This window comes from Aurantimonas sp. DM33-3 (assembly GCF_014334315.1).
In the GTDB taxonomy this organism is placed as follows: Bacteria; Pseudomonadota; Alphaproteobacteria; order Rhizobiales; family Rhizobiaceae; genus Aurantimonas; species Aurantimonas coralicida.
Window position 1 is genome coordinate 33719 of the sequence record NZ_JACSGS010000001.1, and the last position, 16934, is coordinate 50652.

A 16934-nucleotide genomic window follows, 5' to 3' on the forward strand; every position below is an offset into this window, starting at 1 on the left:
AATAACAATACTTGAATTGATGTCGCCGTCCTGCTTTACTGGGTCGACAGGATCCAAGCAGATCGGCTACCCAAAGCCGACATTCGGGAGGAAGCCTTGTCCATGATGCGTTCGTTCGCGCTGAGCCTTGCATTGTCCGTGGCCGTGATGCCGCTGGCACTCGCTGCAGAAACCGCCCCGGCCGATGTGTCCTTCGCGGACATGGCGGTGGCGGATTCGCTGACCGGTCAGCCGGGCGACCCGGTCGAGGGACGCAAGGTCTTCGCCAATCGCGGTCTCGGCAACTGCCTTGCCTGCCACATGGTGCAGGACCTCGAAAGCGAGCTCTTCCACGGTAATGTCGGACCGGCGCTCGATGGCGTCGCCGAACGATGGGAGCCGGGCCAGATCCGCGCGATCGTCGCGAACGCCAAGGAAATCTTCGGCGAGCAGACCATCATGCCGGGCTTCTATACGCTGGATGTCGGCGTGGACGTGGCCGAGAAATTCCAGGGCAAGACGATCCTTTCGGCCCAGCAGGTCGAAGACGTCGTCGCCTATCTGGCGACGCTCAAGGGCGAATAGGAAGGACATTCCATGTACGTGACGAGACGCAAGCTTTTCGCCCTGTCCGCCGGAGCGGCCACGGCGGGCATGTTCGCCTTCGCGCCGGGCCGGGCCTTTGCCACGGTCGAGGCGACCGAGAAGGCGCTGGCGGACTTCACCGGCGGCAAGACGCCGGAGACCGGCAAGATCACCCTGACGGCGCCCGAGATCGCCGAGAACGGCAACACCGTGCCGATCTCCGTCGATGTCGAGAGCCCGATGACCGACGACAGCTACGTGGAATCGGTCACGATCTTCGCCGAGGGCAATCCCAATCCCGAGGTCGCGACCTTCCACTTCACGCCGATGAGCGGCGCCGCCGCCGCGACGACGCGCATCCGGCTGGCCAAGACCCAGAACGTCATCGCCGTTGCCAAGATGAGCGATGGTTCGACCTATTCGGATCGCAAGGAAGTCAAGGTGACGATCGGCGGCTGCGGCGGCTGACGCCGAGGCGACCGCTTCACCCACGAGGATCGATGCGTGACCCGGCCTGCAACGGCGGAAGGTCACTCCAGGAGAACGAGACATGGCAACGCCGAAGCCGAGAGTGAAGGTTCCCAAGAGCGCCAGCGCCGGGGAGGTCATCACCATCAAGACCCTGATCAGCCACGAGATGGAATCCGGCCAGCGCAAGGACAAGGACGGCAATCCGATCCCGCGGCAGATCATCAATAAGTTCACCTGCGAGTTCAACGGAACCAAGGTGTTCGAGTGTGAGATCGAGCCGGCCGTGTCGGCCAACCCCTATTTCGAGTTCACCGCCAAGGTGCCCGAAAGCGGGACGTTCAAGTTCACCTGGGTGGACGACAACGGTGAGACCTACACCGACGAACAGACCATCGAGGTCAAATAGACGCCGGACGGGGGAGCGGTATCGGTCGGTCCGGCGCCGAGCCTCGAAATGGGAGGAAATTGCGTGAAGAAGACTGTTATCGCCCTGTTGAGTGTGTCCTGCCTGGGAAGTCTCACGCTCGTTTCCGGTGCTCTCGCCGACCCGGTCGACGAGGGCCTGTCCATCGACGGCCAGGAAATGATCACCGTCGCCCCCGCGCCGAGCGAGCCTGAAGGACATCCCTTCGACGAAGTGCGCTCCGGCTGGCTCTACCGCGAGGCCGAGACGCGTCAGGTCGAGTCCGACAGCTTCGAGAATCCCGGCATGCTGAATGTCGAGCGTGGCGAGGATATCTGGAACACGGTAGAGGGCGCCGCCGGCAAGTCCTGCGCCACCTGCCACGAGGACGCCTCGGAGAGCATGGCCGGCGTTGGCGCCAGCTATCCCAAATGGGACGCGGCGAACAGCAGGCCGATCAATGTCGAATTGCAGATCGACGCCTGCCGGACCGAACATATGCAGGCCGAGCCCTACAAGTTCGACGCCCAGGACCAGAAGGACCTGACCGCCTTCATCAAGCACCAGTCACTGGGAACGCCCGTCGAGGTGGATCTGGCCGCCGGCGAGATGATGAGCTGGTGGGAGCGGGGCAAGGAGCGCTATTACCTGCGCACCGGCCAGCTCAACCTGTCCTGCGCCTCCTGCCACGAGGACAATAACGGTCGCTATATCCGCGCCGACCACCTCAGCCAGGGCAACACCAACGGCTTCCCGACCTATCGGCTGAAGCAGGCCAATCTCGTGTCGCTGCACAACCGTTTCCGCGGCTGCATTCGCGATACCCGGGCCGAGTTCCCGAAGGCCTTCTCCGACGAGCTGATGGCGCTTGAGGTCTATACGGCCTGGCGCGGTGGCGGCCTGTCGGTCGAGACGCCGGCCGTTCGCCAGTAGCCGGCCGCGGCGAGGGCGGCGGCTGCGGCCGCCCCTCGCGCATCTGACAATTCGATACGGAATCAAGTCCGGCCCGCCCATGCGATCCGGACCGGGGGTGAGCCATGTTCTCCAGACGTGAGTTTCTGACCGCGACCGTCGCGCTTGCGGCGCTCACCGGCTCCGGTCTGTCGGGGCGCTGGTCCCGCGCCGCCGCCCAGCAGGCGCTCAGCGAAGACGCCCTGCTCGGCGCCCCCGATTTCGGCAATCTGACGCTGCTCCACGTCACCGATATCCACGCCCAGCTCAAGCCGGTCTTCTTTCGCGAGCCCGCCGTGAATATCGGCATCGGCGAGGTCGCCGGGCTGCCGCCCCATGTCAGCGGCGCGGACTTCCTGAAGCTCTACGACATCGCGCCGGGATCGCCGGACGCCTATGCGCTGACCTCCGAGGACTTCTCGGCGCTCGCCTCGCGCTACGGCCGAATGGGCGGTCTCGACCGGATCGCGACCATCGTCCGTCGGGCGCGGGCGGAGCGCGGCGACGACAACGTGCTGCTGCTGGATGGCGGCGACACCTGGCAGGGAAGCTACACGGCCAACAGGACCGCCGGCGCCGACATGATCACGGCCATGAACGTCATCGCGCCCGACGCCATGACCGGTCATTGGGAGTTCACCTATGGCACCGAGCGGGTGGAGGAGGCGATCGCCGCCCTGCCATTCCCGTTCCTCGGCTCCAACATCTTCGACCGCGAATGGGACGAGCCGGCCTTCGAGGCATGGAAGATGTTCGAACGCGGCGGCTCCAAGGTCGCGGTGATCGGCCAGGCCTTCCCCTATACGCCGATCGCCAACCCCTCCTGGCTGATCCCCGGATGGTCCTTCGGCATTCGCGACGAACAGATCGCCGCCCATGTGGAAGAGGCGAGGGCGGCCGGGGCCGATCTCGTCGTGCTCCTGTCCCACAACGGTTTCGACGTCGACCGCAAGCTGGCCTCGCGGGTCGACGGCATCGACATCATCCTGACCGGCCACACCCACGACGCGCTGCCCGAGCCGGTGCAGGTCGGCAACACGCTGCTAATCGCCTCGGGCTCGAACGGCAAGTTCCTCAGCCGCCTCGATCTCGACATTGCCGACGGACGCCTGAAGGATTTCCGCTACCGGCTGATCCCGGTCTTCTCCGACGTGATCACCCCGGACGCGGAGATGGCCGCCGTCATCGACGAGGTGCGCGCGCCCTATGCGGACGAACTGCAGCGGGTCATCGGCCACACCGACGGGCTGCTTTATCGGCGCGGCAATTTCAACGGCACCTGGGACGACGTCATCTGCGACGCGTTGCTCGCCGAACGCGACGCCGAGATCGCGCTGTCGCCGGGCTTCAGATGGGGCACGTCCGTCCCCGCCGGCAGCGACATCACCGTCGAGGATCTGCACACCGTCTGCGCCATGACCTATCCGGAGGTCTACCGCAACACGATGAGCGGCGAGATGCTGAAGGCGGTGCTGGAGGATGTCGCCGACAATCTCTTCAACGCCGATCCCTACTACCAGCAGGGCGGCGACATGGTCCGTGTCGGCGGACTCGGCTACGGCATCGATCCGACGAAGGAGATCGGATCGCGGATCTCCGACATGACCATCCTCGCCACGCAGGAGCCGATCGAAGCCGGGCGCGACTATGTCGTCGCGGGCTGGGCGTCGGTGAACGAAGGCACCGAGGGACCGGCGATCTGGGATCTGGTGGAAAGCTATCTGAAGGGGCACTCCGAGATTTCGCCGACGGAAAACCGCAGCGTCACCGTGCGGGGCTGACAGCCGCGCCTCGACAGGCGCCTTGCCGCATGATATATGCAAAATATCATATATTTATATGTCGGGAGGAATGCGGATGAGCGACGGACCCGGAACGAGCGAACGCGGCCTCTCCCGCCGCAACCTCCTGAAGCGTGGTCTTGCGATCGGCGGAACCGCAGCCGCGGGGCTGGCCGGCCTGCGGAGCGCAACCGCGGCCCCGGCCGGCGGGGATCCGGCGATCACCGAGATCCAGGACTGGAACCGCTATCTCGGCGAAGGCGTGGTGGCGCGGCCCTATGGCACACCGTCGCCCTTCGAGGCCCATGTGGTGCGCCGGGACGTCTCCTGGCTGACGGCCGATGCGACGAGTTCGGTGAGTTTCACGCCGCTGCACGAGTTGGAGGGGATCATCACCCCGAACGGCCTCTGCTTCGAGCGCCACCATGCCGGGATCGCCGAGGTGCCGCCGGACGAACATCGCCTGATGATCAACGGCCTCGTCGATCGCCCGCTGGTCTTCACCATGGAGGATCTCAAGCGCTTCCCCCGCGAGAACCGCGTCTACTTCCTCGAATGCGCCGCCAATAGCGGCATGGAATGGCGCGGCGCCCAGCTCAATGGCTGCCAGTTCACCCACGGCATGGTCCATTGCGTCATGTATACCGGCACGCCGCTCCGCTACCTGCTGGAGGAGGCCGGGGTAAAGACCGCCGGCAAATGGCTGCTCGCCGAGGGCGCCGACGCCGCGGCGATGACCCGTTCGATCCCGATGGAGAAGGCTCTCGACGACTGCCTCGTCGCCTGGAAGATGAATGGCGAAGCGCTGCGGCCCGAACAGGGCTACCCGGTGCGGCTCGTCGTTCCCGGCTGGGAAGGCAATATGTGGGTCAAGTGGCTGCGCCGGCTGGAGGTCGGCGATCAGCCCTGGGAGCAGCGCGAGGAAACCTCGAAATACACTGACCTCCTGGCGGACGGCAGGGCGCGCAAATTCACCTGGGGCATGGAGGTGAAGTCGGTCATCACCAATCCGAGCCCGCAGGCGCCGATCACCCATGGCCGCGGTCGCACCGTCCTCACAGGACTCGCCTGGTCGGGCAATGGCCGGATCAAGCGGGTGGACGTGTCCCTCGACGGCGGCCGCAACTGGCATGCAGCGCGGATCGACGGGCCGAGCCTGCCGATGGCGCTGCACCGCTTCTACTACGATTTCGACTGGGACGGCTCCGAACTGCTGCTGCAGTCGCGAGCCATGGACGAAGAGGGCTTCGTCCAGCCGACGAAGTCCGCGCTGCGGGCCGCGCGGGGCGAGAACTCCATCTACCACAACAACGGCATCCAGACCTGGCACCTGAACGCCGAGGGAGGGCTCGAGAATGTCGAAGTGTCCTGAAACGATCCTCGCCGTTGCCATGATCGCTGCCGGCCTGTTCGCCGCGCCGGCACTGGCGCAGGAAGGGGATGCGGCCGCCGGCAAGAAGGTCTTCAACCGCTGCCGCGCCTGCCACGATGTCGGCGAGGGCGCGAAGAACAAGATCGGCCCGCATCTCAACGACCTCTACGGTCGCGCAGCCGGTGGCCTCGACGACTACAATTACTCGCCCGTCGTGAAGACCGCCGGGGCGGAAGGTCTCGTCTGGAACGACGAGACGCTGGCGGCTTATCTCGCCGATCCGCGCGGCATGCTGCCGGGCAACCGCATGGCGTTTCCCGGTTTGAAGAAGGACAAGGAGGTCACCGATCTCCTGGCCTATCTCACCACCTTCTCGGCTGAACAGGCCGCCGAGGCGGCACCGGCCCCTGCCGAGGATGCTCCCGCCCAGCCCGAAGCCGAAGCCGAAGCGGAGCCGGAGCCGGACGCGGTGGCGCAGGCATCGCCGCACGGCAGCGCCACGCCGGCGAGCGCGCCAACGCAGCATAGCGAATCGTCCACGGGGCCGCTGCGTCTCGGCCGTGCCGCGACGGAGGCGGAAGTCGCCGCCTGGGACATCGACATCCGGCCGGACGGCAAGGGACTGCCGGTCGGCAGCGGCACGGTCGCAGACGGCGAGGTGATCTTCACCGAGCAATGCGCCTCGTGCCATGGCGATTTCGGCGAGGGCAGGGGCCGCTGGCCGGTGCTGGCCGGCGGTCGGGACACGCTCACCCGCGAACGGCCCGAAAAGACAGTCGGCTCCTACTGGCCGCATCTGTCGACCGCCTATGACTACGTCCGGCGGGCCATGCCCTTCGGCAATGCGCGGTCGCTCAGCGACGACGACGTCTACGCGCTGACGGCCTATGTCCTGTATCTGAACGATGTGGTGACCGACGAAGAGTTCGAACTGTCCGACAAGAACTTCACCGCGATCGAGATGCCGAATGCCGGCGCCTTCATCCCCGACGACCGCGCATCGGAGGCCCATTACAAGGCCGATGCCGATCCCTGCATGTCGGACTGCAAGCCAGGTCCGGTGTCGATCACCTCGCGGGCGCAGGTTCTCGACGTGACGCCGGACAGTGGCGCCGAAGGGCCGGCGGGTGGTAACGTCGACTGACGCGGGGCCGGTGGGGTCCGCGCCGGGCCTGCGGGCCCGGGTTAGACCCGAGTGAAAGGCATCGTCATGAAAATCGCCCTCCTAGCCGCCGCCGCGCTGGTCGCGTCGTCGCTCGCCGCCAAGGCCGGTCCGGACGACAAATCGTCCTTCGAGCCCGTGCAGTACGAGGCGCAGAAGGTGCTCTACGATTTCAATTTCGATGCCCCGCTCGACGGCGTGCGGGCGCTCGGCTTCATCCGCAACCACATCAAGGCCGCCAAGGAGTTCGGCGATTTCGAGGGCTCGAAATTCGTCGTCGTCGCCCATGGCAACGAGCTGCATGGCTTCTCGCGCCTCAACCGCGCGGCCTTCCCGGATGTGTATGATGCAGTCAAGGAACTGGCCGACGAGGGTGTCGAGTTCCATATCTGCCGCAACGCCGCCAAGGGCCGGGGCTACGCGCCGGACGAATTCTACGACCTGTTCACCGTCGTCCCGGCGGCGGTGATCGACATCGCGAAATACGAGAATGCCGGCTACAGCTACATGTATCCGGCGCTCACGCCGCGGATGAACCGCGACGACGTGATCGCGAAATACCCCGAGCTCGAGCTTCAATAACGAAAGGCGAGACCATGGCCAGCAACGCCCCCGCACCGATCGCGCTCCGGCGCACCCGGCTGACCGCGGCGCTGGCCGGTCTGGTCTTCGCCTTTGCCGCCATGCTGGCGGCCGGTCAGACTGTCACCGCGGCTGCGGCGCAGGAGGCTGAGGACGACGGCGGCTTCGTCACCCACAAGCTGGCGCTGCAGGTCTCCGACAATGACGAGGCGGCGATGCGGTCGGCGCTCGACATCGCCGCCAATGTCTCGCGCTTCTACACGGCCAAGGCCGAGGAGGTGGAGATCCGCATCGTCGTCTACGGCCCCGGAATCGAGATGCTGCGGCCGGAGCGCACCCCGGTGATGGAGCGGCTGACCTCCTTCGACCAGAGCATGCCGAATGTCGGCTTCGTGGCCTGCGGCAACACGCTCGATTCGCTCGAGCAGGCCGAAGGCGAGCGGCCCGAGATCGTCTCCTTCGCCGACGAGGTGGAGGCTGGCGTCGCCGAGCTGATCCGCCTCGACGAGACCGGCTACACCATCGTCAAGCCGTAACCGCCCGGCGCAGCCCTTTCGGCTTCAGCAGCCGGTCGCGACACCGTCGAGAACGCCCGAACCTGACCGATACCGGCCGGGTGGAACGAGAATCCACGCCGCGCCCGTTTGCCGAAAAGCTGTTTCCGCCTGCTGCCCCGGGCCGCATTCCTGTAGCGCGAATACATCGCGAACTCCGCATATGTTCCGGCTATTGCAACGGCACCGGGACATATGGCGATGGATTTCGTTCCCCTGATCGATCTCGTCGGCGAGAATGCGACCGCCCTGATCGGCGGCGCCGTCGTCGGCGGCCTGTTCGGCATCTTCGCCCAGCGCAGCGCCTTCTGCACGCGCTCGGCCGTTCTGGACCTCACCCGGCGGCGTGACCTGTCCGCGCTGGCGGTCTGGGCCGGCGGATTCGCGGTCGCGGTGCTCGGCATCCAGCTCCTGCTCAATTACGGCTATGTCGACGTGCGCGAGACGCGCTTCTTCTCGACCGCCCAGAGCCTGTCCGGCGCCATCATCGGCGGCCTCGTCTTCGGCCTCGGCATGGTGCTGTCGCGCGGCTGCGTCTCCCGGATGATCGTCTTGGCGGCATCGGGCAATCTGCGCGCCCTCTATACGTCGGTGATCGTCGCGATTGTCGGTCTGGCGACCTATAGCGGCGTCCTCGTCCCCTTGCGCGACGCCGCGGGCGGCCTGTGGAGCACGGCGGCTATCGGCGGCAATGACCTCCTCGCCCATGCCGGCCTCGGCCAGGAAGCCGGCATTGCCATCGGCGCGATCCTTGCCGTTTCGGCGCTGGCCCTTGCGCTAGTCTCGAAGGTCTCCCTTTGGCGCTTCATCGGCGGCATCGGCGTCGGCGCCAGCGTCGTCGCCGGCTGGTACTTCACCTACACCCTGTCGCTGCAGGTGTTCGAGCCGATCCAGGCCGAGAGCCTGTCCTATATCCGGCCGCTGGCCACCACCGGCGCGCTTGCCACCGATCCGGACAGCTTCTTCGGTCTCGATCAGGGCGTCCTGATCGGCACGCTCGTCGGTGCGTTCCTCGCGGCGATCCTGTTCGGCAATTTCCGCATCGCGACCTTCTCCGAGCCCGGCACGCCGTCGGTGCTGCGCTATACGATCGGCGCCGTCCTGATGGGCTTCGGCGGCATCCTGGCGGTCGGCTGCACGATCGGCGCGGGCTTCACCGGCGGCGCGGTGCTGGCGGTCTCGTCATTGGTTGGCCTTGCCGCGATGGTTGTGGGCGCCGCTCTGGCGGATCGCTTCATCGATCGGGAGCGGTCGCCCGCGGCGGACACGCTGCACGACGCGTCGCTCTCGCCGGCCGAATAGCTCCGTAGGACGGCGTCAGCCTCGCTGAGCATCAGCAGCACTGCGCGCCGTGGCGGCTTCCGCCACGGCTGAAACGCGCCGCAATCCGGCTTTTCTTAGGATTATCGCTTCTGCAGGCCCAGACAGTCGGCCACATGATCGGCGATCGCCAGGCTCGCGGTCAGGCCCGGACTCTCGATCCCGAACAGATTGACCATCGCATCGACGCCGTGGACCTGTGGCCCGTCGATGCGGAAATCGGCCGCCGGCTGGCCCGGCCCCGACAGCTTGGAGCGGATGCCGCTATAGGCCGGGGTCAGCGAATCGTCCGGCAGGCCCGGCCAGTAGCGCCGGATTTCCGCGTAAAAACCCGCCGCCCGGTCGGGATCGACGCCATAGTCGATCCCGTCGATCCACTCGACATCGGGGCCGAAGCGCATCTGGCCGCCGAGATCGAAGGTCAGGTGGACACCCAGGCCGCCATCCTCGGGCACCGGATAGATCAGCCGCTCGAATGGCGTGCGTCCCGGTGCGGCGAAGTAATTGCCCTTGGCATAGGTCGCGGCCGGAACGTGATCGGCCGGAAAGCCGTCGATGGCGCCGGCGAGACGCTGGGCATGCAGACCGGCGGCATTGACCAGGAGATCGGTGGTGATCTCGGTCTCCTCGCCGCTTGCCCGGTCCCGGGTGACGAGCCGGACGCCACCATCTTCCAGCTGGCCCGAGGCGATCGTGGTGTTGAACACCACCTGGCCGCCGGCCGCTTCGAGATCGCCGAGATAGCTCTGCATCAGGGCGTGGCTGTCGATGATCCCGGTCGCGGGCGAGTGGAGGGCAGCAACGCAGGTGAGCGCCGGCTCCATCTCCATCGCCGCCGCACCGGTCAGAAGGACGAGGTCGTCGACGCCGCAGCGTGCCGCCTTCTCCTTGATCTCGCCGAGCCGGGCGACCTGCGCCTCGGAGGTGGCGACGATCAGCTTGCCGGTGCGCGCATGCGGCACGTGGCGCTCGCCGGCATAGGCATAGAGCGCCTTGCGGCCGGCAACGCAGAGCTGCGCCTTCAGGCTGCCGACCGGATAGTAGATGCCGGCGTGGATGACTTCGGAATTGCGCGAACTGGTCTCGGACCCGAAATGGTCGGCCGCTTCCAGCACCAGCACCTCGCGTCCGGCGAGCGCCAGGCGCCGCGCGATCGCAAGGCCAACGACCCCGGCGCCGGCGACGACGCAGTCCGTATCACTCATGAACCCGGTTTCCGCATGTCAAATGATCTGAAGGGGCGGGGCATGGCAGACGCGATGGGGGCCGGAGAGACGGCGACGTCCGCGGCGGGAATGGTGGGCGATGACAGGCTCGAACTGCCGACATCCTCGGTGTAAACGAGGCGCTCTACCAACTGAGCTAATCGCCCGCGCGCAAATCTCTAGGGTTTTCCGCACCGCGCCGCAAGCCCGCCATTCGCCTGTAGCGGTGCGCCGGCCTGTGGGAGCCGACCGCGACGATCCGTAGCCGATCCGTTGGAGGGCTGCCATCCGGCGGCCGTGCCGACAGGAGCCGCTGTGAGCTTGGGCGTAGATCGTCGTGCTCTGCCCTGTTGCTCGCGGCGTCGTCGGATAGTCTCCGGGTTCAAGCTCATCGTCCTCGATGCCAGCAGGTTCGCGCGCCGGCACCGGTCGACATCGCGATGCTCAAGGAGATGCCTCAGGGCCTGATCGGCGGCGACCATGTCCGGCGGCGGACCCGGAAAGAAGGCGATGGCGTTCCGGTCTCGCCCCATCGATCCGAATCCACCCCGGAATCGCGAAAAAGATGCCGTTCGATTCGTCCTGATTCTGGCTGCGAGCAGAGTCGGCAGCGGTTCGTCCCGGCAATCCGCGTGTCGTTCCATCGTCGCAAAACCGCGGTAAACCGGGCTTCCGTGCGGCGCAGCCGGATCATCTTGCACTGCGATGATTTTTGTCCCGGCTTGTCGCTTGACACTCCCCGGTCTTGGCCGTAAACGACCGCTCATCAGCCGCTTCCGAGCGGTGGAGCGCGGGTGTAGCTCAGTCGGTTAGAGTGCCGGCCTGTCACGCCGGAGGTCGCGGGTTCGAGCCCCGTCACTCGCGCCACTTTTTCTTTCAGAACAATCAGTTCCGAACCGACGAGCCCCGATGGCTGCCGCAAGGCAGCGTCGGCGCGTCGCGCGTCCGGACGCCCCATGGCGCGTCTCGCGGGCCGATCGCGACAGCTGATCTGCTTTGCGCGTCCGGCTCAGATGCCCGATCCCGATTCCTCCTCGAAATCCTGTTCGTTGGCCGGCTGCGGCCAGGATGTCTCCGCTGCCGCCGATGGCAGGGTCGGGGAGGGGATCGGCATCCAGGCGACCAGCTCGTCGTCGCCATAGGTGACCGGGCAGGCCGGGTCGGAATCGGTGGCGATCCACTCCGGCTCGAACGCCCCGCGCGGCGCGGCCCAGCGCACCACGTCCACCTCGGCCGGTCCCTGCTCGCTGGCCCGCACGGTCGCCAGGATGCGGCTGCCGTCGCGCGGCGCCTCGCGCATCGCGCGCCAGTCCGTGACCTTGTCCTCACGCATGTTCATGACTGCTCCTCCACTCGCGGACGCTCCCGCCCGGCATGATCGTCGGACGCCTGGGGTCGGAACGCAACGGCCACGCTCCGGCTCCGCCCGCAGGGTGCCGATCCGGCGCTGCCGACAGGCGCCCTGCGGCCCCGGATCGCAGGTCCCGATACCGGTGCTTCCCGCCTTGCTTCGCCAGGGAGAAGGCGATAGTTCTCGCCGCAGCGCGAAAGGCCCTTGTTTTCGCCGTCACGATCCGCCGATCCCCGGTGCCTCCGGTCCGATCGGCTCTCCGGCGGCCTGCGGAAGGGATGATCGCGAGTTTGCGGCCGTCCGATCGGTCGCCATTGATTCTGGGGACATCGAGATGCCCGAACTTCTCGCATCCTATCTGCCGATCGTCATTTTCGTCGGCGTCGCGCTTCTCATCGGACTGGCCCTACTGGTCTCTCCGTTCCTTCTGGCGTTCAAGGCGCCGGACGACGAGAAGCTGTCCGCCTATGAGTGCGGCTTCGACGCCTTCGACGATTCCCGCATGAAGTTCGACGTGCGGTTCTATCTCGTCTCGATCCTGTTCATCATCTTCGACCTCGAGGTCGCCTTCCTGTTCCCGTGGGCCGCGACCTTCGGAACCCTCGGCTGGTTCGGCTTCTGGTCGATGATGGTGTTTCTCGGTGTCCTGACGGTCGGCTTCATCTACGAGTGGAAGAAGGGAGCACTGGAATGGGATTGATCGATACGTCCCGCCCGCTCGTCGCACATGCACCATCGACGGATGCCGGCGTCGCCGGGCCGAAAATGGTCGCGCCGACGGCCGATCCCTTCGTCACCGACGTCAACAACGAGCTGGCCGACAAGGGCTTTCTCGTCACCTCGACCGAGGATCTCATCCAGTGGGCCCGCACCGGCTCGCTGATGTGGATGACCTTCGGCCTGGCCTGCTGCGCCGTCGAGATGATGCAGATGTCGATGCCGCGCTATGACGCCGAGCGCTTCGGCTTCGCGCCGCGCGCCTCGCCGCGCCAGTCCGACGTGATGATCGTCGCCGGCACGCTGACCAACAAGATGGCCCCGGCGCTGCGCAAGGTCTACGACCAGATGCCGGAGCCGCGCTACGTCATCTCGATGGGCTCCTGCGCCAATGGTGGCGGCTATTATCACTATTCGTATTCGGTCGTGCGCGGCTGCGACCGGGTGGTCCCGGTCGACATCTACGTCCCGGGCTGTCCGCCGACGGCCGAGGCTCTGCTCTACGGCGTCCTGCTTCTGCAGAAGAAGATCCGCCGGACCGGCACGATCGAGCGCTGAGGTTTGAGATGATTCGCGAACACGCTACGAAGGATCTGACCGACTATGTCGTCGAGACGCTCGGCGACACGCTGATCGAGACGATCACGGCGTTCGGCGAACTGACGCTGATCGTCGCGCCGGCCGATATCGTTCGGGTGCTGACCTTCCTGCGGGACGATCCGCAGACCCAGTTCATCAATCTGGTCGACATCTGCGGCGTCGACTATCCCGAGCGCGCAGAGCGTTTCGAGGTGGTCTATCACCTGCTGTCGCCGCGCCAGAACCAGCGCATCCGCATCAAGGTCCGCACCGGCGTGGACGCGCCCGTGCCGTCCGTGACCGGCGTCTTCGCCGGCGCCGACTGGTTCGAGCGCGAGGCCTACGATTTCTACGGCATCCTGTTCACCGGCCATCCGGACCTGCGCCGCATCCTCACCGACTACGGCTTCGAGGGCTATCCGCTGCGCAAGGACTTCCCGCTGACCGGCTTCGTCGAGGTTCACTACGACGAAGCCAAGAAGCAGGTGGTGTACGAGCCGGTCGAGCTGCGGCAGGAATTCCGCAATTTCGACTTCCTGTCCCCCTGGGAAGGAACCGAGTATGTTCTGCCGGGAGACGAGAAGGCCAAGCAGTAGCGCAGGGAGCGTGTGATGGGGACGAAGCGGCTTCAGGCAAAGTGCCTTTGCGGCGGCGTGCGGATCGATGCCGATTTTGAGACGCTGGACGTCGGCGTCTGTCACTGCGACACCTGTCGCCGCTGGACCGCCGGCCCGTTCATGGCGCTCGACGGCGCCAGCAACGTGGTAGCCGCCGGGACCGACCTCATCGCCACCTACAGCTCCTCCGGCTGGGGCGAGCGCGGCTTCTGCAAGGTCTGCGGTACCTCGCTTTTCTGGCGCAGCCTCGATGGTGAGCACTACGCCATGTCGGCGACTTTGTTCGACGGCCTAAGCAACACGCAGCTGACGCAGGAAATCTTCATCGACTCGAAGCCGTCCTGGTACGCCTTCGCCAACGAGACCGAACAGATGACGGGCGCCGAATTCTTCGCGAAGGTCGCGCCGCAGCAGGAAACGCCGCATGGCTGAGATCGACGTCCGCAACTTCAACATCAATTTCGGCCCCCAGCATCCGGCCGCCCACGGCGTGCTGCGTCTGGTGGTCGAGCTCGACGGCGAGATCGTCGAGCGCGTCGATCCGCATATCGGGCTTCTGCATCGCGGCACCGAGAAGCTGATCGAGCACAAGACCTATCTCCAGTCGATTCCGTATTTCGACCGTCTCGACTACGTCGCCCCGATGAACCAGGAGCATGCGTTCTGTCTGGCGGTCGAGCGTCTGACCGGCGTCGAGGTGCCCAAGCGCGGGCAGCTGATCCGCGTCCTGTATTCCGAGATCGGCCGCATCCTTTCGCATCTCCTGAACGTGACGACCCAGGCCATGGACGTCGGCGCGCTGACCCCGCCTCTGTGGGGCTTCGAGGAGCGCGAGAAGCTGATGGTCTTCTACGAGCGTGCCTCGGGCTCGCGCCTGCACGCGGCCTATTTCCGTCCCGGCGGCGTCCACGCCGACCTGCCGCAGCAGCTCATTGAGGATATCGGCGCCTGGTGCGATCCGTTCCTCAAGGTCTGCGACGACATCGAAGGCCTTCTGACCGACAACCGTATCTTCAAGCAGCGCAATGTCGACATCGGCGTCGTCGGCATCGAGGATGCCTGGGCGATGGGCTTCTCGGGCGTGATGATCCGCGGCTCGGGCGTCGCCTGGGACCTGCGCAAGTCGCAGCCCTACGAATGCTACGACGAGATGGATTTCGACATCCCGGTCGGCAAGAACGGCGACTGCTACGATCGCTACCTGATCCGCATGATCGAGATGCGCGAATCGGTGAAGATCATGAAGCAGTGCATCGCCCAGCTCACCGGCGAGCACAGCACCGGCCCGGTCTCGGCGACCGAAGGCAAGATTGTGCCGCCGAAGCGCGGCCAGATGAAGCGCTCGATGGAAGCGCTCATCCATCACTTCAAGCTCTACACCGAGGGCTTCCACGTCCCCGAGGGCGAGGTCTATGCGGCGGTCGAGGCGCCGAAGGGCGAGTTCGGCGTCTACCTGGTCGCCGACGGCACCAACAAGCCGTATCGCTGCAAGATCAAGGCCCCGGGCTTCGCCCATCTGCAGGCGATGGACATGCTGTGCCGCGGCCACATGCTGGCTGACGTCTCGGCGATCCTCGGCACGCTGGATATCGTCTTCGGCGAAGTCGACCGTTGATTTGTCACGGCGCCACGCGCTCGCGCGGACGGCCGTGACCTCGGCGCTTCGGCGCCGCTTTGTTCGACCCGTCGCGGGTTTGCCGCCCGCGATGCCAACACTTGGGGAAACCGCGCCTGTGTCGGGCTTTGATGCGGCTTCTGGCCACTGGCCTTTTGCGGATCGTGTGATAGAACGCGCCGCAACATAGCATGTTGAACTGGTTCTAAAGTCGAGGTCCGATGTCTGTCAGACGTCTCGCGGACGATGCCTTCCAGCCTCACGGCTTCGCCTTCACCGATGAAAATGCGGCCTGGGCGCAGGCGACGATCCGTAAATATCCGTCGGAGCGCCAGCAATCGGCCGTGATCCCGCTGCTGATGCGCGCGCAGGATCAGGAGGGGTGGGTCACCAAGGCAGCAATCGAGCATGTCGCCGACATGCTGGAGATGCCGCTCATCCGCGTCCTCGAGGTCGCGACCTTCTATACCCAGTTCCAGCTGAAGCCGGTCGGCACGCGCGCCCATATCCAGGTCTGCGGGACCACGCCCTGCATGCTGCGCGGCGCCGAGGATCTGAAGGCGGTCTGCCGTTCGAAGATCCACGCCGAGCCGTTCCATCGCAACGAGAGCGGGACGCTCTCGTGGGAAGAGGTCGAGTGCCTTGGCGCCTGCGTCAACGCGCCGATGGTCATGATTTTCCATGACGCCTACGAGGATCTGACGCCCGAGCGGCTCGAAGAGATCATCGACGAGTTCGAGGCCGGTCGCGGCGGCGATGTGAAGACCGGACCGCAGAACGGCCGCCATGAATCGGTGCCGATCGGTGGTCTGACAACGCTCAAGGGCGATTACGACGACCTGATCGCCGACCAGAAGTCGAAGGGCGGCCCGGCTAATGGCGCACCGTCGCAGGGCTCCGGGGCAGGGCAGGCGATCTCCACCCCGCCGTCCAAGGCCGGGCGTCCGGATACGGCGGCCGCCGAGACCAATCCGACTATTGCCGCCCCCGGCAAGGCTGGCGACGCCAGTGTTTCGCAGGGCGCCGAGAAGGAAGAGAGCGACACGCTCGTAGCCGAGGCCGGCCCGGGTGCGGGCCAGACCGGCGGTGCGCGGGAAGGCGCCACCGGCGAAGCCGATCGCGATGCGGTCGAGGCGAACCAGGTGTCCGCCGACACGCCGGGCGCCGATGCTTCGACCAAGGGCAATCTGGCCGCCAAGGAGGGCGCTGCCGAGGCCGCCGTGGTGCAGGACGCGCGGCGTCCCGACGACGTGCCGGCCGTGCAGGAGCGGGACGCGGAATCCGCCGATCTGACCGGCCGCGATCAGGTGTCCCCGGGCGAGCCGGAAGGCCTGCGCGCGCATACCTCCGATACGAGCCCTGGCCCCGGCAATGCCGACCATTTCGCCAGCAAGGCCGAGCCCGAGGCGGCACCCGCACAGGTTGGCGACAAGCCCTCCGATCTTCTGGACGCGCCGCAGGGCGACAAGGATGATCTGAAGAAGATCAAGGGCGTCGGCCCGGTCATCGAGGCCAAGCTGAACGGCCTCGGCGTCTTCCATTTCTGGCAGGTCGCCAAATGGCGCGAGACCGAGCTGATCTGGATCGACGACTATCTGAACTTCCGCGGCCGTGCGGTGCGCGAAGGCTGGATCGAGCAGGCGAAGGTCCTCGCGACCACGTCGTCTTCCGGTTCGGGCGAGCGCTGATG

The 16934-nt window shown here is 66.1% G+C and carries 18 protein-coding genes and 2 tRNA genes; 17 read left to right on the forward strand and 3 right to left on the reverse strand.

What is annotated here, in order from left to right; translation table 11 throughout:
• Window positions 1-105: 105 nt before the first annotated feature.
• From soxX to H9Q09_RS00250, 10 genes are all read left to right on the forward strand, one after another.
• Window positions 106-564: a sulfur oxidation c-type cytochrome SoxX gene (gene soxX, locus H9Q09_RS00205; protein ID WP_210315175.1), complete on the forward strand. Its 459-nt coding sequence runs from the start codon at window positions 106-108 to the stop codon at window positions 562-564.
• Window positions 565-576: 12 nt separating this feature from the next.
• Complete coding sequence (gene soxY, locus H9Q09_RS00210) at window positions 577-1032, forward strand: thiosulfate oxidation carrier protein SoxY (RefSeq protein WP_009209821.1); 456 nt, start codon at window positions 577-579, stop codon at window positions 1030-1032.
• A gap of 82 nt (window positions 1033-1114) precedes the next feature.
• Complete coding sequence (soxZ, locus tag H9Q09_RS00215; protein ID WP_187389419.1) at window positions 1115-1441, forward strand: thiosulfate oxidation carrier complex protein SoxZ; 327 nt, start codon at window positions 1115-1117, stop codon at window positions 1439-1441.
• A gap of 48 nt (window positions 1442-1489) precedes the next feature.
• Window positions 1490-2371, forward strand: coding sequence for a sulfur oxidation c-type cytochrome SoxA (gene soxA, locus H9Q09_RS00220; RefSeq protein WP_210315163.1), 882 nt, complete (start codon window positions 1490-1492; stop codon window positions 2369-2371).
• A 104-nt stretch (window positions 2372-2475) separates the two neighbouring features.
• On the forward strand, window positions 2476-4170 hold the full coding sequence (gene soxB / locus H9Q09_RS00225; RefSeq protein WP_187389420.1) for a thiosulfohydrolase SoxB: 1695 nt from the start codon (window positions 2476-2478) through the stop codon (window positions 4168-4170).
• 76 nt (window positions 4171-4246) lie between these two features.
• The gene (gene soxC / locus H9Q09_RS00230; RefSeq protein WP_187389421.1) at window positions 4247-5542 is read left to right on the forward strand and encodes a sulfite dehydrogenase; all 1296 of its coding nucleotides are present in this window, start codon (window positions 4247-4249) and stop codon (window positions 5540-5542) included.
• On the forward strand, window positions 5526-6686 hold the full coding sequence (locus H9Q09_RS00235) for a c-type cytochrome (RefSeq protein ID WP_187389422.1): 1161 nt from the start codon (window positions 5526-5528) through the stop codon (window positions 6684-6686). Before soxC ends, H9Q09_RS00235 begins: the two co-directional genes overlap by 17 nt.
• 66 nt (window positions 6687-6752) lie before the next feature.
• On the forward strand, window positions 6753-7286 hold the full coding sequence (locus tag H9Q09_RS00240) for a DsrE family protein (protein ID WP_210315164.1): 534 nt from the start codon (window positions 6753-6755) through the stop codon (window positions 7284-7286).
• Between the two features lie 14 nt (window positions 7287-7300).
• Window positions 7301-7822, forward strand: a complete 522-nt coding sequence (locus H9Q09_RS00245; RefSeq protein ID WP_187389424.1) for a hypothetical protein — start codon at window positions 7301-7303, stop codon at window positions 7820-7822.
• 219 nt (window positions 7823-8041) lie between these two features.
• Window positions 8042-9142, forward strand: coding sequence for a YeeE/YedE family protein (locus tag H9Q09_RS00250; protein ID WP_187389425.1), 1101 nt, complete (start codon window positions 8042-8044; stop codon window positions 9140-9142).
• Window positions 9143-9243: 101 nt separating this feature from the next.
• Here the strand turns inward: H9Q09_RS00250 and H9Q09_RS00255 are convergent, their stop codons facing one another.
• Together H9Q09_RS00255 and H9Q09_RS00260 are read right to left on the reverse strand one after the other, a co-directional pair.
• Window positions 9244-10365 carry an NAD(P)/FAD-dependent oxidoreductase gene (locus tag H9Q09_RS00255; RefSeq protein ID WP_187389426.1) on the reverse strand — a complete coding sequence of 374 codons (1122 nt, stop codon included), beginning with the start codon at window positions 10363-10365 and terminating at the stop codon, window positions 9244-9246.
• A gap of 91 nt (window positions 10366-10456) precedes the next feature.
• Window positions 10457-10532: transfer RNA gene (locus H9Q09_RS00260), tRNA-Val, on the reverse strand.
• Window positions 10533-11155: 623 nt separating this feature from the next.
• On the opposite strand from H9Q09_RS00260, the gene H9Q09_RS00265 reads away from it, so the two are divergent.
• Window positions 11156-11232: transfer RNA gene (locus tag H9Q09_RS00265), tRNA-Asp, on the forward strand.
• A 142-nt stretch (window positions 11233-11374) separates the two neighbouring features.
• On the opposite strand, the gene H9Q09_RS00270 is transcribed toward H9Q09_RS00265, so the two are convergent.
• Window positions 11375-11704, reverse strand: coding sequence for a hypothetical protein (locus H9Q09_RS00270; RefSeq protein WP_187389427.1), 330 nt, complete (start codon window positions 11702-11704; stop codon window positions 11375-11377).
• A gap of 346 nt (window positions 11705-12050) precedes the next feature.
• On the opposite strand from H9Q09_RS00270, the gene H9Q09_RS00275 reads away from it, so the two are divergent.
• The 6 genes from H9Q09_RS00275 to nuoE all read left to right on the forward strand — a co-directional run bounded on the left by H9Q09_RS00275 (window position 12051) and on the right by nuoE (window position 16932).
• Complete coding sequence (locus H9Q09_RS00275; protein ID WP_024351146.1) at window positions 12051-12416, forward strand: NADH-quinone oxidoreductase subunit A; 366 nt, start codon at window positions 12051-12053, stop codon at window positions 12414-12416.
• Window positions 12407-12991 (forward strand): NADH-quinone oxidoreductase subunit B, encoded by a 585-nt coding sequence (locus H9Q09_RS00280; RefSeq protein WP_024351147.1) that lies wholly within the window; start codon window positions 12407-12409, stop codon window positions 12989-12991. The genes H9Q09_RS00275 and H9Q09_RS00280 overlap by 10 nt, the downstream gene beginning before the upstream one ends.
• Window positions 12992-12999: 8 nt before the next feature.
• Window positions 13000-13608 carry an NADH-quinone oxidoreductase subunit C gene (locus H9Q09_RS00285; protein WP_024351148.1) on the forward strand — a complete coding sequence of 203 codons (609 nt, stop codon included), beginning with the start codon at window positions 13000-13002 and terminating at the stop codon, window positions 13606-13608.
• Window positions 13609-13623: 15 nt separating this feature from the next.
• Window positions 13624-14061, forward strand: coding sequence for a GFA family protein (locus H9Q09_RS00290; protein ID WP_024351149.1), 438 nt, complete (start codon window positions 13624-13626; stop codon window positions 14059-14061).
• Entirely contained in the window at window positions 14054-15244 is a 1191-nt protein-coding gene (locus H9Q09_RS00295) for an NADH-quinone oxidoreductase subunit D (protein WP_009209805.1), read from the forward strand. The genes H9Q09_RS00290 and H9Q09_RS00295 overlap by 8 nt, the downstream gene beginning before the upstream one ends.
• A gap of 221 nt (window positions 15245-15465) precedes the next feature.
• Window positions 15466-16932: an NADH-quinone oxidoreductase subunit NuoE gene (gene nuoE / locus H9Q09_RS00300; protein WP_187389428.1), complete on the forward strand. Its 1467-nt coding sequence runs from the start codon at window positions 15466-15468 to the stop codon at window positions 16930-16932.
• Window positions 16933-16934 lie beyond the last annotated feature (2 nt).

Excerpts from the sequence above, each read along its gene's own strand:
- soxX (WP_210315175.1), top strand. The coding sequence starts at position 106 with ATGCGTTCGTTCGCGCTGAGCCTTGCATTGTCCGTGGCCGTGATGCCG.
- soxY (WP_009209821.1), top strand. The coding sequence starts at position 577 with ATGTACGTGACGAGACGCAAGCTTTTCGCCCTGTCCGCCGGAGCGGCC.
- soxZ (WP_187389419.1), top strand. The coding sequence starts at position 1,115 with ATGGCAACGCCGAAGCCGAGAGTGAAGGTTCCCAAGAGCGCCAGCGCC.
- soxA (WP_210315163.1), top strand. The coding sequence starts at position 1,490 with ATGGGAGGAAATTGCGTGAAGAAGACTGTTATCGCCCTGTTGAGTGTG.
- soxB (WP_187389420.1), top strand. The coding sequence starts at position 2,476 with ATGTTCTCCAGACGTGAGTTTCTGACCGCGACCGTCGCGCTTGCGGCG.
- soxC (WP_187389421.1), top strand. The coding sequence starts at position 4,247 with ATGAGCGACGGACCCGGAACGAGCGAACGCGGCCTCTCCCGCCGCAAC.
- H9Q09_RS00235 (WP_187389422.1), top strand. The coding sequence starts at position 5,526 with ATGTCGAAGTGTCCTGAAACGATCCTCGCCGTTGCCATGATCGCTGCC.
- H9Q09_RS00240 (WP_210315164.1), top strand. The coding sequence starts at position 6,753 with ATGAAAATCGCCCTCCTAGCCGCCGCCGCGCTGGTCGCGTCGTCGCTC.
- H9Q09_RS00245 (WP_187389424.1), top strand. The coding sequence starts at position 7,301 with ATGGCCAGCAACGCCCCCGCACCGATCGCGCTCCGGCGCACCCGGCTG.
- H9Q09_RS00250 (WP_187389425.1), top strand. The coding sequence starts at position 8,042 with ATGGATTTCGTTCCCCTGATCGATCTCGTCGGCGAGAATGCGACCGCC.
- H9Q09_RS00255 (WP_187389426.1), bottom strand. The coding sequence starts at position 10,365 with ATGAGTGATACGGACTGCGTCGTCGCCGGCGCCGGGGTCGTTGGCCTT.
- H9Q09_RS00270 (WP_187389427.1), bottom strand. The coding sequence starts at position 11,704 with ATGAACATGCGTGAGGACAAGGTCACGGACTGGCGCGCGATGCGCGAG.
- H9Q09_RS00275 (WP_024351146.1), top strand. The coding sequence starts at position 12,051 with ATGCCCGAACTTCTCGCATCCTATCTGCCGATCGTCATTTTCGTCGGC.
- H9Q09_RS00280 (WP_024351147.1), top strand. The coding sequence starts at position 12,407 with ATGGGATTGATCGATACGTCCCGCCCGCTCGTCGCACATGCACCATCG.
- H9Q09_RS00285 (WP_024351148.1), top strand. The coding sequence starts at position 13,000 with ATGATTCGCGAACACGCTACGAAGGATCTGACCGACTATGTCGTCGAG.
- H9Q09_RS00290 (WP_024351149.1), top strand. The coding sequence starts at position 13,624 with ATGGGGACGAAGCGGCTTCAGGCAAAGTGCCTTTGCGGCGGCGTGCGG.
- H9Q09_RS00295 (WP_009209805.1), top strand. The coding sequence starts at position 14,054 with ATGGCTGAGATCGACGTCCGCAACTTCAACATCAATTTCGGCCCCCAG.
- nuoE (WP_187389428.1), top strand. The coding sequence starts at position 15,466 with ATGTCTGTCAGACGTCTCGCGGACGATGCCTTCCAGCCTCACGGCTTC.